This window comes from Streptomyces sp. NPDC031497, from assembly GCF_055580905.1.
Map to the genome: position 1 here is coordinate 370,325 of NZ_JBVIKO010000003.1, position 12,793 is coordinate 383,117.

The window sequence follows — 12,793 nt, forward strand, 5'->3', positions numbered from 1 at the left end:
TTGCTCAAGCCTCTACTGACGGGTAGAAGCTACACCGCGGGAATGGCGCGCGTACGCCCTTTCGATATCGCCATACGACCGTCAACGACCGTTCTGGCGACGATATTTGATATCACGTCAGTAATGACGGTCAGCTCGTCTCACGTCGACCGGGGAAAGCCGCCTCCGCGGTGGTCAGTCCACCGTGTCGCGCGTGGCCCTGTACCGGCGAGGCGGGCGCCCGTTGGGATGGGCCTGCTCCCGTCGGTGCGCGAGACCCACAGGGTCCGCCGCGGGAGCCACGGAAAGGCAGTTGACGACCATGCCGCGCACCCGCTCCTTCGCACAGGTCGACGTGTTCTCCACCAACCCCTATGGCGGTAATCCGGTCGCGGTCGTCCTGGACGGGACCGACCTGAGCGACGAGGAGATGCAGCGAGTGGCGTGTTGGACGAACCTGTCCGAGACCACGTTCGTCCTTCCCCCCACCACCCCGGAGGCGGACTACCGGCTGCGGATCTTCACGCCCCAGGACGAGCTGCCGTTCGCCGGGCACCCCACCCTCGGCTCCGCGCGCGCCTGGCTGGACGGCGGCGGTCTGCCGCGGCACGCGGACCGCATCGTGCAGGAGTGCGCCGCCGGCCTGGTCACCGTGCGCCGCGGCGAGGGCACCCTGTCCTTCGCCGCCCCGCCCCGGGTTCGTGAGGGCGCCCTCGACGACGACCACCTGAACCGGATCACGACCGCGTTCGGCATCACACGTGACCGCGTCGTGGCCCACCAGTGGGTCGACAACGGTCCCGGCTGGGCCGTGCTCCAACTGGCCACGGCCGAGGAGGTCCTCGCCCTCGAACCCGACCTCTCCCTCATCCCGGACGCGATGGTCGGCGCGATCGGCGCCCACCCCCACGGATCCCCGCACCACTTGGAGATGCGCACCTTCGCCCCCGGCGTCGGCGTCCCCGAGGACCCCGCGTGCGGCAGCATGAACGCCGCCGTCGGCCAGTGGCTCACCGCCGGCGGTGCCGCACCCTCCACCTACCGGGTCTCCCAGGGGCAGCGGCTGGGACGGACCGGGACCATCGAGATCACCGCGGACACGGACGGCACCGTGTGGGTCAGCGGTGCCACCACGGTCTGTGTCCGCGGCACCATCACCGTCTGACCCGCCATCGCCGTCCGACCCGCCCGCCGCCGTGCGTACACCGGACGAGTAGCCGTGCGTACGCCGGACCACCCGGGTCAGGACGGGAGCCTCACGTGGCGCCGGGCGACAGTGTCTTCATGGTGACGTAGCTGGTCACCGTGGCCACGCCGGGCAGACCGGCCAGCTGGTTGGCGTGGAAGTCCTCGTAGGCGGGCAGGTCGGCCACCTCGACCTGGAGCAGATAGTCGAAGTTGCCGGTGATGTGGTGGCAGGCGACCACCTCGGGCAGCCGGATGATCGCGCCCTCGAACGCGACCACGTCCGCGCGGGTGTGCCGCATCAGCCGCACCCCGGCGAACACCCGCAGGCTGCGGCCGACCGCGGCGGGATCGATCAGCGCGCGGTAACCGCGGATGACCCCGGCGTCCTCCAGCTGACGCACCCGCCGCAGGCAGGGCGACGGCGACAGTCCCACCCGGGCGGCGAGCTCGGCATTGCTGATGCGGCCGTGCTGTTCGAGCACGGCCAGAATCGACCGGTCAACCTCATCCATGGTGGCAGATTATTGCTCCTTCGGCCTGCGTACCACAATTCTGCGCCCGCTCCGCACGCAATTTGCTGCCAAGATTGCCCGGACCTGTTCGCATCGGGTAGCCGGTCGGCCACGGTGGATGGCGTCGTATCCACGGCCCACGGAAGGGCAGCCATGCCGGGCAACAGCACCATCACCGTCCACGCCGATCGCGAAGTCCATCCCAGCCGCGCCGTGGCACCGCCCATCTACCAGACGGCGGCGTTCTGGGCCGAGGACGGGGAGTCGTTCGCGCGGGGCGCGGTCGCCCCGCGGGGCAAGGACTTCTACACCCGCTTCGGCAACCCGAACCACGCCCAGGTGGCGGCCGTCGTCGCCGAACTGGAGAACACCGAGGCGGCCATGGTCACCGCGTCCGGGATGGCCGCGCTCACCACCGCCGTACTGGCCCTGGTGTCCGCCGGTGACCACGTCATCGGGCAGAGGTCCACCTACGGCGGCACGGCGTCGGTGCTGCTGAACCTGCTGCCGCGGCTCGGCGTGTCGACCACCCTGGTCGACCAGACCGACCCGGAGGCGTGCGCGAAGGCTCTGACCCCGCGGACCCGGCTGATCCTGGTGGAGTCACCGAGCAATCCGCTGCTGCAGATCACCGACCTGCGCGCCGTCGCAGACCTCGCCCGCGCGCACGACGTGCTCACCCTGGCGGACAACACCTTCGCCACCCCGCTGAACCAACGGCCGGCGGACCTCGGCATCGACCTGGTCTGGCACAGCGCGACCAAGTACCTCAACGGCCACACCGACGTGTCCGCCGGGGTGATCGCCGGGCGGGCCGGGCTCCTGGACCGGATCTGGGACGTCGGCCTGCTCACCGGTGCCACGCTCGGTCCGATCGACGCGTGGCTGCTGCTGCGCGGCATACGCACCCTGCCGCTGCGGGTGGCCCGGCACAACGCCAACGGCCTCGCGCTCGCCCAGGCACTGCACGGGCATCCAGCCGTGAGCCGGGTGCACTATCCCGGTCTGGCGACCCACCCGCAGCACAGACTGGCGGCCGACCAGATGAGCGGTTTCGGCGGAGTGCTGGCCGTCGAGTTCGCCGACGGTTTCGAGACGGCCGACGACTTCCTCGGCCGACTCCGCTACGCCCGCCGGTCGGCCAGTCTCGGCGGCGTGGAATCCCTGGCCGTGCACCCGGCGTCCATGTGGCGCGGGATGCTCAGCGAGGAGCAGCTCGCCGAGTCGGTCCCGCTGGGCCTGGTCCGGCTGGCCGCGGGCACGGAGGACACGGCCGACCTGGTCGCCGACGCGCTCGCCGCCGCCGACGCGGTGAGCGCCTGAGCGACCGGCCGCGCGGCGACCGGCGACACCCGCCGCACGCCGGCCGGGACTTCGGGCGCCCCGCCCTCGCGGCGGCCGGGACCAGAGCGCCGTGGACGCCCGGGACCAGAGCCCCGTGGACGGACAGCGTCTACGCCGTCGCCACGTCTCGCGACGACCACACGTCGACGCGCCGGGCCGCCGCGACTGCCGCCACCACCCGATCTGACGAACAGCAAACGCCTGTGAAGGAGTTCACCCCATGAAAACCCTGCTCACCGGCGGCACCGTGGTCAGCATGGACCCGGTTGTCGGAGACCTCGACCGCGGTGACGTGCTCATCGAGGACGGCGTGATCGTCAAGGTCGCCGGACATATCGACGCGCCGGACGCCGAGGTGATCGACGCGACCGGCCGGATCGTCATGCCCGGCTTCGTCGACAACCACCGCCACACCTGGCAGACCGCGTTCCGCGGTGTCGGCGCGGACTGGACGTTCCCCGAGTGGGCGGTGGCCATGCACGGCACGGTCAAGCCCCACTACCAGCCCGAGGACGTCTACGCGGGCACCCTGCTCGGCCGCCTGGAGGCCCTGCACTCAGGCGTGACCACGATGCTGGACTGGTACCACGTCGCGCAGACCCACGCGCACGAGGACGCCGCCGTCGCCGCACTGCGGGACGCGCCGGGGCGGTCGGTCTTCTGCCTCGGCGCCGGCTGGGGCACTCTCGACCCCGTCGACGCCGACATCCGCCGCGTCCGCTCCGGCCTGGCCGGGGACGGCCTGGTCACCATGGCCCTGGGGCTGCGCGGGCCCGAGGACACCAGCATGGACACCGTCGCCCGGGAGCTGAAGCTGGCGGCCGAACTCGGCCTGCGCACCAGCCTGCACATCGCCTCCGACGGGACACAGCGTCCGGTCGCCGATCTGCGCGAGCACGGTCTGCTGCGGGACACCACCACGTTCGTGCACGCCAACGGGATCAGCGACGAGGAGCTGCGGATGCTCGCCGACGCGGGCGGCTCGGTGTCCATCAGCCCGGACGTCGAGCTGAAGATGGGGTTCGGATCACCGGTCACCGGCCGGGCGCTGGCCGCCGGCCTGCGCCCGACGCTGTCCGTCGACGACGTCCCCTCGGTCGGCGGCGACATGTTCTCCACCATGCGCACCGCCTTCGCCGTGCAGCGCGGCCTGGACGGCGGCCTGCGCTCCCGGGACCTGCTGGCGTTCACCACCATCGACGCCGCCCGGTCGTGCGGACTCGACGCCCGGACCGGCAGCATCACGCCCGGCAAGGACGCCGACGTCATCCTGCTGCGCGCCGACGACCTGACCGTCTTCCCGGTCACCGACCCGGCCGCCACCGTCGTCAGCGCCGGCCATCCCGGCCTGGTCGACACCGTCCTCGTCGCCGGCCGCGTGGTCAAACGCGACGGCGTCCTGGTGGACGTGGACCTGGCACCGCTGAAGAACCGGCTGCTCGCCTCACGCGACCGAATCGCCGCGGCCGCCGGCGTTCCCCTAGACGGCACCTGGCACCCGCGCCCGGACACCCGGAACTGACCACGGAACGGGCCGGGACCCGACAGCGGTGTACCGGAGGGAGGGAGGCGGGAGGGAGGCGGGTGGGAGGCGGGTCCGTGGCCGGCCGCACACTGACGACCGGCCCCGCGGCACACTCGCGGGCAGCGGATTCGCCTTCCGGCCGTTGCCGTCGCGACCGACCGCACAGCCATACGCACAGCCATACGCACAGCCATACGCACAGGCTCAGGCGAACCTCGGGAACAGCCTGAGCGCGTTGTCGCGTTCCACACCCCGGAGCTCGTCCGCGGTGAAGCCGTCGAAGCCGGTGAGGTTCCCGATGTTGTGCACGACCGTGGTTTCCGGGGCCGCGGGCCAGTCGGTGCCGAACAGGATGTGGTCCGCCGAGGTCACTTCGAGCGTCGGCAGCAGGGAGTTGCGGCTTCCGGCCAGCGCCGTCTCGTAGTAGAGCCCCCGCAGCACCTCCGCCACGTGCGCCGGATCGATGTCCGCGTCCGCCGGCCCCCGCCCCATCACGGTGTGCTCGCCGATCCGCCAACCGAGCGTGGGCAGCGCCCCTCCGCAGTGCGCCAGGATCAGCCGCAGCCCGGGATACCGCTGGAAGACTCCCGTGTACAGCGCGTTGGTGATGGTGCGCGCGGTGTCGAAGGGGAACTCGACGATCGAGCTCGGCCGGCCGAAGCCGAGGACGTCGACGTGCGGGCAGTCCTCGGGGTGGACGAAGACCGGTACCTCGCGCCGCGCCAGCTCGGCGAGCAGGGGTTCGAGGGAGGGATCGCCGAAGTAGCGCCCCAGCACGTTCGAGGTCAGCACCACTCCGTCGAGCCCCAACTCGTCCAGGGCGTACACGACTTCCGTGAGCGCCTCGTCAGGACCGTCCGCCGGGAGCGTCGCGAAGGCTCCGAAGCGATCGGGATGCTTCGCGATCAGTTCGGCGTGCCCATCGTTGATCAGGCGGGCCAGGCGCGTCCCGAAGTCCGGGTCGTCGTCCGTCCCGGCGAACGAGATCGGCAGGGACACGAGCTGGGCGGCGATCTCCTGCCTGTCCATGTAGGCGAGCGCGGCCTCCGGGGTCCATCGCACCGAGATGCGGTATCCACCGGTCGGCCGGAAGCCCCGGCCCGCGATCGCCGCCATCGCCTCGTCCGAGACGCCATGAGTGTGCACATCAATCCGTTGACCGGGCACGACGCTGCTCCTCTGCTCTGTGGTGTGCCGCCGACCCTAAGCAGCAAAATGTCACCAGTCAATTTATATGCCATCTCGACTCTGCTCCACGCAAGGCCAGACGGTCAGACACGCCTTGCGCCGCCACTCTCGTGAGCTCATTAAATTGACGGTCGACATTTTAATGGCTACGGTCGAGGCATGCGGATAGGTGATGTGACAGTCGAACCCCTCACCGACGGCGTCATACCGATGCCGCCGAACCTGCTCTACCCGGACGTTCCGGTGGCCGTCTGGCAGGCGCTGCCCGGCGTCCTCGACCGGCACGGGATGCTTCAGGTCCCGTTCGGCGGATTCCTGGCCACAGACCGGCGAGGCCATCGCGTCCTCTTCGACCTGGGCGGCGGCCTCGCCCCGCAGTTGCTGCCCGACGGCGAGCTGCCCCCGGTCCGCGAACTCCTCCCGGAGCGGCTGGAGAAGCTGGACTGCCCACTCGACTCCGTGACCGACGTGGTCCTCAGCCATCTGCACATCGACCATGTGGGCTGGGCCTCCACCGCGGGCGTGCCCACGTTCCCCCAGGCCAGGCATCACATCCACGCCGAGGACTGGAAGCACTTCGTGGACGGGGACGCCGACGACGCCGTCCGGGGGAAGGTCGCTCCGCTGCGGGACGCGACCGTGCTGTGGGAGGGCGGTTCCGTCTCGCCGTACGACTGGCTGCGTCTCGTGCACGCTCCGGGCCACACCCCGGGCGCCTCCGTCGCCCTGATCGAGTCGCGGGGCCGGAGCCTCGCCCTGGTCGGTGACCTCTTCCACCACCCGGCGGCGCTGGACCACCCGCACTGGCGCTGCGGCTTCGACTGGGACGCACCGGCCGCGGCGGCCACCCGGGCGCGCTGGCTGGAGACGCTGCGCGCCACGGACACGCCGCTCGTCGGCCCGCACTTCCCCGAACTGCGGCCGGTCTCGCTCCGATGAACCGGCCGCCCCCTCCGAAGGGCTTGCCATGAACAGTGTGAAAGCGGCGGTGTGCCGGCCGGACAGCGAGGATCCCTTCGCGCTGGAGGAGCTGAGCATCGGCGATCCCCGCCCGGACGAGGTGCTGGTGCGCTTCACCGCGGCCGGGCTGTGCCATACGGACCTGGAAGTGGCCGCCGGACGTATGCCCACGCCCCTCCCCGTCGTCGCCGGGCACGAGGGGGCCGGTGTGGTGGAGGCGGTCGGCGCCGCCGTCACCGGGTTCGGGCCCGGCGACCGGGTGGTGGCCAGCTTCAGCTACTGCGGCACCTGCCGGAACTGTCTGAGCGGACGGCCCGCGTACTGCCCCCTCCACTTCCCGCTGAACTTCGGTGCCCGGCGCGCCGACGGCTCGGTCGGACTGCGCGACGCCTCGGGCGAACCCGTGCACGACCACTTCTTCGGGCAGTCGTCCTTCGCCGGGTACGGGCTGTGCCGCCCCAGCAGCCTGATCAAGGTCGGCGACACGGACCTGCCCGACCACGTGCTCGCTCCCCTCGGCTGCGGCGTCATCACCGGCGCGGGCGCGGTCTGGAACCTGCTGAAGGTCGCGCCCGGCAGCACGGTGGCCGTCTTCGGCGCCGGAGCCGTCGGGCTGAGCGCGGTCATGGCGGCCGCGGCGGCGGGGGCCGCACGGATCATCGTCACCGACCCGCATGCCGCACGGCTCGACCTCGCCGCCCACCTGGGCGCGACCGACGTGCTCGACGCCACGGACGCCACCGACGCCCCCGGCGGTCTCACCGTCGAGCGGATACGGGAGCTGACCGGCGGACCGGGCGTCGACTTCAGCGTGGAGTCCAGCGGCGTCCCCGAGGTGATGTCGCGGGCCGTGGCCGCGCTCGCCCCGTTGGGAAGTGCCGCGATCCTCGGCGTCGCCCCGGACGCGGACCTGCGGACCAGCGCGTTCGCGCTCCTCGAAGGACGGACCGTGACCGGTTCGATCGTCGGCCACCAGGCCCCCGCGGTCCTCGTCCCCCGCATCCTCGACCTCCACGGCAAGGGCCGCTTCCCGCTGGAGGCCATGATCCGCACCTACGCGCTGGACGACATCAACAAGGCCGTGGACGAGGTGCGTTCGGGGGCGGCCGTCAAGGCCGTCCTCGTCCACTGAGCCGCCGACCCCCCGTGAACTGCCCTTATGAGCGGCAACTCCCCTATCAGGCAAGGACGAAAGACAATGTCAGGGATTCGTCTGTCCGAGGTCGTGCTGCGGACGACCGACTACGACCGCCTCTGCGACTTCTACTCGCTGCTGCTCGGTCAGCCGCGCAGCGTGGAGATGACACCGCCCCCGTCCGACGACCCGGACGAGCCGTCGCGCATCTGCTTCTTCGACTTCTACTTCGACCATCCCTACACCGAGCGCATCGCCGTCTTCGAGTGCCCGGACATCGGGCCGGGCAGGTCCTCGCGCGGACTGCACCACTTCCAGCTGCGGACGCCGACCGCCGACGCCCTGCTGGATCTCTACAGCACCCTGAAGGCGGCCGGTTTCCTTCCGGTCGAGGCGTCCAACCACGGCCCGGGGACGAGCTTCTACTACCTCGACCCGGACGGGAACCGCGTCGAGCTGTCCTCCCTCAACTTCTCCTCGCGGCAGGAGATGCGGGACTTCATGACGACGGAGGAGTTCAAGGGCAACCCCAACGGCTTCCCGCTGGACCCGGAGCGTCTGCTGGCGGGCCGCGAGGCCGGCCGGGACCTGAGCGCACTGGTCTGGGAACGATGAGACTCACCTCGGAGCCGGGCCCCACCGGCAACCTCCCGGACGACACGACGTACGACGTGGTGATCGTCGGCGGCGGCCCGGTGGGCCTTGCGGCCGCCGTCGAACTGGGCTCCCGCCGACTGTCCGTGCTTCTCGTCGAGCGCGAGGACGGCGTGGTCCGCTACCCGACAGCGGAGTCCGTCGACACCGCGTCCATGGAACTCCTGCGCCGTTGGGGCATCGCCGACTCCGCCGTCCTGCGCAGCGGCTTCCCGGCCGACGCGCGGCGGGACATCTCCTTCGTCTCCCGCATGACCACGTACGAACTGGCCCGCTTCCCCCGCCCCTGCAACGCGGACCGGCGCGACACCACGCACGGGCTGAGCCCCGAAGGGGGCGTGTGGTGGCCGAAGTTCTGGTTCGACCTCGCCCTGCGGGAGCGCGCCGCCGCCGAGACCTCGGTGGACCTGCGCTACCGGTGGACGTGCGACGCGTTCGACGACGGCACGGACGGTGTCACCGTACGGCTCTCCTCTCAGGCGTACGGCCGCCGGACGGTGCGGGCGCGCTCCCTGGTGGCGTGCGACGGCGCGGCCTCCCCGGTCCGCAAGGCCCTGGGCATCGGGTCGCTGCGGGACTCGGACGACGTCCGGGCCCGCTGGCAGGGCGCCTTCGTCAGCCTTCCCGGGCTGCGCGACCGCGTCCCGCACGCCCCGGCCGTGCAGTACTACCTGCTCAACCCCCGTCGCATGATCCTCGGTTCGCTCGACGGCGATGATCTGTGGCGGGTCACCTATCCGCTCGGGGACGGCGAGTCGCCCGCCGCGACCGAGGTGCGTGCCACCGTCGCCGACGCGCTCGACTGTCCGGTCGAGGAGGTCGAGGTGCTCGACGCCCGGGAGTGGAGCGGCGACGCGGTGGTCGCCGAGTCCTTCCGGTCGGGCCATGTGCTGCTGGCGGGCGATGCCGCGCACCGCATGTGGCCCTCTGGCGGGCACGGCATGAACACCGGCCTCGGCGACGTGGCCAACCTCGGCTGGAAGCTGGAGGGCGTCCTGCGCGGCTGGGCCCCGGTTGCCCTGCTCGACACGTACACCGCCGAGCGCCGGCCGCACGCCGAGCGCATGGTCCGCCGCGCCTGGCGCAACTACCGCGCGGACAACGCGATCCTGCCCGACCCGACCCTGGACGACCCGGCGCAGAAGGAGGCACGCGACCTCGTCGGCGAGCGGATCACGGCCACCCGCCGGACCGAGTGGCGCTCCCTCGGCGTCCAGCTCGGCGTGGGCTACCCGCGGTCGCCGCTCGTCGTCTCCGACGGGCTCCCCCAGCCCACCGAGGACGCGGAGGAGACCGAGGATGCGGAGGAGACCGAGGATGCGGAGGAGTACGTCCCCACGGCCCGCCCCGGGTATCGCGCCCCGCACGTCCCACTGGCCGGCGGGGGCTCCGTCCTCGACCTCTTCCGCGGGCGCTTCGCCCTGCTGAACCTCGCCCCCGCGGTGGACAGCGGGGCCCTGGCCCAGGCGTTCCGAACCCGAGGCATCCCCCTCGACGAGGAGTGGGTCGGCGCCGACGGTGCCCGTCAGGCGTACGGGTGCGCCATCGCGCTGGTACGCCCCGACGGCATCGTCGCCTGGCGCGGAGACACCTGCCCCGCGGACCCGGACGCGCTGGTGGACCGGGTGGTCGGCCGGTCGGCCGGGCACCGGGACGCCCGGCACCCCACGAACTGAGGAACGGAGAACATCATGCTGCTCGCACAGACCGGCGACGGCATCGCACGGGTCGGCCCCGACGGACTGCGACTCCTCGACGCCCGGGGCCGAACGCTGGAGGACTTCATCGTCGAAGGCCGGCTGGCCGAGGTGGCGGGCCTGCGGCCCGTCAAGGAGATCGACCGGGAGCGAGTCGCCTTCGCACCGCCGGTACGACGTCCGGGCAAGATCGTCGTCGTCGGCCTCAACTACCGGGACCACGCCGCCGAGACGGGCAGCCCGCCGCCCGCCCTCCCCCGCTTCCACCTGATCCCCGGTTCCGCCGTCACCTCGCCGGGAGCCGTCGTCCACCTGCCGGAATCCGCGCAGGAGCGGGTCGACTACGAGGGCGAGCTGGCCGTCGTGATCGGACGCACCGGCCGCGACATTCCCGAGGCGGACGCCTGGGACTTCGTCGCGGGCGGGACCGTGGCCAACGACCTGTCGGCGCGTGACGTCCAGTTCGGTGAGAACCCGGCACTGCCGATGGCCGGCCCGGCCCTCGCCAAGGGGTTCGACGGCTTCAAGCCGCTCGGGCCCGCCCTGCTCACCGCCGACGAACTGCGCCTGCACGACGCGCTGGCCCTCACCACCGAGGTCAACGGTGTCGTACGCCAGCGCTCCTCCACAGCCGAGCTCATCTTCTCCGTCCCTCAACTCCTCGCGTACGTCAGCTCGTTCCTGACCTTGGAAGCCGGTGACGTGATCCTCACCGGGACCCCTGGTGGGACCGGCATCGCGGACGGGCGGTTCCTGGCGGCGGGCGACGAGGTGTCGGTCACGCTCGCCGGGATCGGCACGCTGGCCAACGCGATCGCCCCGCCACGGGCCGGAATCCGGCGGGAGGAGGGATGACGGGCGACGGATGCGTGCTCTGCGGACGGGCCGGCACGCTCGCGCACGAAGATCCCGGCTGGCTGCTGCGGACCGGGCACTGGGGGGTGTCCATGCACCCGGCGATACCCGCGCCCGGCTGGGTCGCGGTCCAGACACTGCGGCACACCGAGGGACTCGCCGCTCTGGACGGCGCCGAGGCCGGCGAACTCGGCCCGCTCCTGGCCCGGTTGAGCGCCGCGGTGACGCGGGTGACCGGCTCGGAACGGGTCTGCACCTACTCACTCGGCGAGGGCAGTCCGCACACCCATGTGCTGCTGGGACCACCCCGACGAGACCTGCGCGGCGCGGCCTTCGTCACCGGACTGCTGCGCCGCGACGCATCCCTGGCCGACGAAGCGGCCGCCCTCCGCGTCGCCCGCGACCTGGCGGGCGACCTGGCCACCGGAAACACCCCGACCACCTGAAAGCGGTGAGACCAATGACGCAGTCGACGACGCAGCCGACCGAAGTGGCGATCCCCACGATCTTCACGTACTTCGAGACGGCCGCGAGCCCCAAGGGCCAGGCGTTCAAGGCGCAACTCGAACGCTACGCCAAGTGCCGGCTCGACGTCCCCGAGGACCTGGCGAAGGCCTTCGGACGGGCCATGAACACCGGAGACCGGCTGGGCGACGCCTACATCGACGCCTGTTTCGCCTCGCCCAAAGGCAAGTCCCGTGCCCGGAAGGACGTCGAGCTGGCACTGCACGGCGGCATCAGGAGCGTCAGCGACCCCTCCCCGGAACTGGAGGCGCTGTTCGACCAGATCAACACCGACCCCGAGTGGGTGGACTGGGACAAGGTCGAGCACGGTGCGGAGGTCTTCCGGCGGTACAAGGAGCTGTACCCGTTCTTCGGAATGTCCACGTTCAACGCCTACGGTCTGGAGACCGTCGCCAAGCCGCTCGCGCTGACCGGCGCCTACACCGGCGGGTCGGCGTTCGGCCGGTTCGTGGAGACCTCCCGCCTGTGGACCGACACCACCGAGCCCGGAGCCATGCGGCCCGGTGCCGTGGGACGCCGCTCCGCGGTGTTCGTACGCGTGCTGCACTCGATGATCCGGCACACCCTGCTGCCGCACCCCGAGTGGGACCGGGACCGGCTGGGCATGCCCATCAGCCAGTTCGCGCAGACCGGGACGCTCCTGCTCAGCTCGTTCGCCCCCGGGATGCAGCTGAAGCTGCTCGGCTACCGCCCCACCGACGCCGACGTCGAGGCGATGATGCATCACTGGCGCTATGTCGGCTACCTCATGGGCGTCGACGCCCCGTGGTACCCGGAGACGGTGGCCGAGGGTTTCAAGGCCAACCTGTTGCTCGGGCTTTCGGAGCAGCCGAAGATCGACGACGATTCCCGGGAACTGTGCCGGTCGTTCATGGACACCTACCTTCCCCCGGAGAACGCGAGGGGACTGCGCCAGGTATACGGAAAGCTGCGCTACAAAGCACAGCTCGGTCATGCGCGCTTCTATCTGGGCGAGGAAAGCTATCGGAATACGGGCCTGCCCGGCGCCGGCCTGTGGCGCTTCGCTCCTCTCGCCCGGGTGCCCGGGAACCTGACGCGCGAGACCCTGCGCCGGAACGTCCCCGGCGTGGCCGGATGGATCGACCAGGTCAACCGTCGCGATCGTCACGCATTCCTCAATACGAACCTCGAAGGCGGCGAAGCGAAGTTCAAGCCGGTCGACAGGCTCACGCGGTAAAGGAATATCCGCCCTGTCCGGCCGCCTCTCGTC

The 12,793-nt window shown here is 71.4% G+C and carries 12 protein-coding genes; 10 read left to right on the top strand and 2 right to left on the bottom strand.

The window, feature by feature from the left end; all coding sequences use genetic code 11:
- The first annotated feature begins 301 nt into the window (after positions 1–301).
- The gene (locus ACZ5K7_RS07670; protein ID WP_468912006.1) at positions 302–1,144 is read left to right on the top strand and encodes a PhzF family phenazine biosynthesis protein; all 843 of its coding nucleotides are present in this window, start codon (positions 302–304) and stop codon (positions 1,142–1,144) included.
- 91 nt (positions 1,145–1,235) lie between these two features.
- Here ACZ5K7_RS07670 and ACZ5K7_RS07675 read toward each other — a convergent pair whose 3' ends face one another.
- Positions 1,236–1,679 carry an Lrp/AsnC family transcriptional regulator gene (locus ACZ5K7_RS07675; protein WP_351691807.1) on the bottom strand — a complete coding sequence of 148 codons (444 nt, stop codon included), beginning with the start codon at positions 1,677–1,679 and terminating at the stop codon, positions 1,236–1,238.
- 153 nt (positions 1,680–1,832) lie between these two features.
- Here ACZ5K7_RS07675 and ACZ5K7_RS07680 point away from each other — a divergent pair, with 153 nt between their 5' ends.
- Both ACZ5K7_RS07680 and ACZ5K7_RS07685 read left to right on the top strand, forming a co-directional pair.
- Positions 1,833–3,002 (top strand): trans-sulfuration enzyme family protein, encoded by a 1,170-nt coding sequence (locus ACZ5K7_RS07680; protein ID WP_468911593.1) that lies wholly within the window; start codon positions 1,833–1,835, stop codon positions 3,000–3,002.
- A 241-nt stretch (positions 3,003–3,243) separates the two neighbouring features.
- The gene (locus ACZ5K7_RS07685; RefSeq protein WP_468911596.1) at positions 3,244–4,545 is read left to right on the top strand and encodes an amidohydrolase family protein; all 1,302 of its coding nucleotides are present in this window, start codon (positions 3,244–3,246) and stop codon (positions 4,543–4,545) included.
- Between the two features lie 207 nt (positions 4,546–4,752).
- Here the strand turns inward: ACZ5K7_RS07685 and ACZ5K7_RS07690 are convergent, their stop codons facing one another.
- Positions 4,753–5,715, bottom strand: coding sequence for an amidohydrolase family protein (locus tag ACZ5K7_RS07690; RefSeq protein ID WP_468911599.1), 963 nt, complete (start codon positions 5,713–5,715; stop codon positions 4,753–4,755).
- Positions 5,716–5,910: 195 nt separating this feature from the next.
- Between ACZ5K7_RS07690 and ACZ5K7_RS07695 the strand changes: the two genes are divergently transcribed.
- The 7 genes from ACZ5K7_RS07695 (at position 5,911) to ACZ5K7_RS07725 (ending at position 12,760) form a co-directional block, all read left to right on the top strand.
- Positions 5,911–6,675 carry an MBL fold metallo-hydrolase gene (locus ACZ5K7_RS07695; protein ID WP_468911602.1) on the top strand — a complete coding sequence of 255 codons (765 nt, stop codon included), beginning with the start codon at positions 5,911–5,913 and terminating at the stop codon, positions 6,673–6,675.
- A gap of 28 nt (positions 6,676–6,703) precedes the next feature.
- Positions 6,704–7,828, top strand: coding sequence for an NAD(P)-dependent alcohol dehydrogenase (locus tag ACZ5K7_RS07700; protein ID WP_468911605.1), 1,125 nt, complete (start codon positions 6,704–6,706; stop codon positions 7,826–7,828).
- Positions 7,829–7,894: 66 nt separating this feature from the next.
- The gene (locus ACZ5K7_RS07705; protein ID WP_468911608.1) at positions 7,895–8,446 is read left to right on the top strand and encodes a VOC family protein; all 552 of its coding nucleotides are present in this window, start codon (positions 7,895–7,897) and stop codon (positions 8,444–8,446) included.
- Positions 8,443–10,161: an FAD-dependent monooxygenase gene (locus ACZ5K7_RS07710; RefSeq protein WP_468911610.1), complete on the top strand. Its 1,719-nt coding sequence runs from the start codon at positions 8,443–8,445 to the stop codon at positions 10,159–10,161. The genes ACZ5K7_RS07705 and ACZ5K7_RS07710 overlap by 4 nt, the downstream gene beginning before the upstream one ends.
- Before the next feature lie 15 nt (positions 10,162–10,176).
- Entirely contained in the window at positions 10,177–11,037 is an 861-nt protein-coding gene (locus tag ACZ5K7_RS07715) for a fumarylacetoacetate hydrolase family protein (protein ID WP_351691784.1), read from the top strand.
- Positions 11,034–11,483 (top strand): hypothetical protein, encoded by a 450-nt coding sequence (locus ACZ5K7_RS07720; RefSeq protein ID WP_351691781.1) that lies wholly within the window; start codon positions 11,034–11,036, stop codon positions 11,481–11,483. Before ACZ5K7_RS07715 ends, ACZ5K7_RS07720 begins: the two co-directional genes overlap by 4 nt.
- 14 nt (positions 11,484–11,497) lie before the next feature.
- Positions 11,498–12,760 carry an oxygenase MpaB family protein gene (locus ACZ5K7_RS07725; RefSeq protein ID WP_468911614.1) on the top strand — a complete coding sequence of 421 codons (1,263 nt, stop codon included), beginning with the start codon at positions 11,498–11,500 and terminating at the stop codon, positions 12,758–12,760.
- Positions 12,761–12,793: the final 33 nt, after the last annotated feature.

What these genes read in the sequence shown, in the direction of transcription:
- ACZ5K7_RS07670 (WP_468912006.1), top strand. Translation starts at nt 302, where the DNA reads ATGCCGCGCACCCGCTCCTTCGCACAGGTCGACGTGTTCTCCACCAAC.
- ACZ5K7_RS07675 (WP_351691807.1), bottom strand. Translation starts at nt 1,679, where the DNA reads ATGGATGAGGTTGACCGGTCGATTCTGGCCGTGCTCGAACAGCACGGC.
- ACZ5K7_RS07680 (WP_468911593.1), top strand. Translation starts at nt 1,833, where the DNA reads ATGCCGGGCAACAGCACCATCACCGTCCACGCCGATCGCGAAGTCCAT.
- ACZ5K7_RS07685 (WP_468911596.1), top strand. Translation starts at nt 3,244, where the DNA reads ATGAAAACCCTGCTCACCGGCGGCACCGTGGTCAGCATGGACCCGGTT.
- ACZ5K7_RS07700 (WP_468911605.1), top strand. Translation starts at nt 6,704, where the DNA reads ATGAACAGTGTGAAAGCGGCGGTGTGCCGGCCGGACAGCGAGGATCCC.
- ACZ5K7_RS07705 (WP_468911608.1), top strand. Translation starts at nt 7,895, where the DNA reads ATGTCAGGGATTCGTCTGTCCGAGGTCGTGCTGCGGACGACCGACTAC.
- ACZ5K7_RS07710 (WP_468911610.1), top strand. Translation starts at nt 8,443, where the DNA reads ATGAGACTCACCTCGGAGCCGGGCCCCACCGGCAACCTCCCGGACGAC.
- ACZ5K7_RS07715 (WP_351691784.1), top strand. Translation starts at nt 10,177, where the DNA reads ATGCTGCTCGCACAGACCGGCGACGGCATCGCACGGGTCGGCCCCGAC.
- ACZ5K7_RS07720 (WP_351691781.1), top strand. Translation starts at nt 11,034, where the DNA reads ATGACGGGCGACGGATGCGTGCTCTGCGGACGGGCCGGCACGCTCGCG.
- ACZ5K7_RS07725 (WP_468911614.1), top strand. Translation starts at nt 11,498, where the DNA reads ATGACGCAGTCGACGACGCAGCCGACCGAAGTGGCGATCCCCACGATC.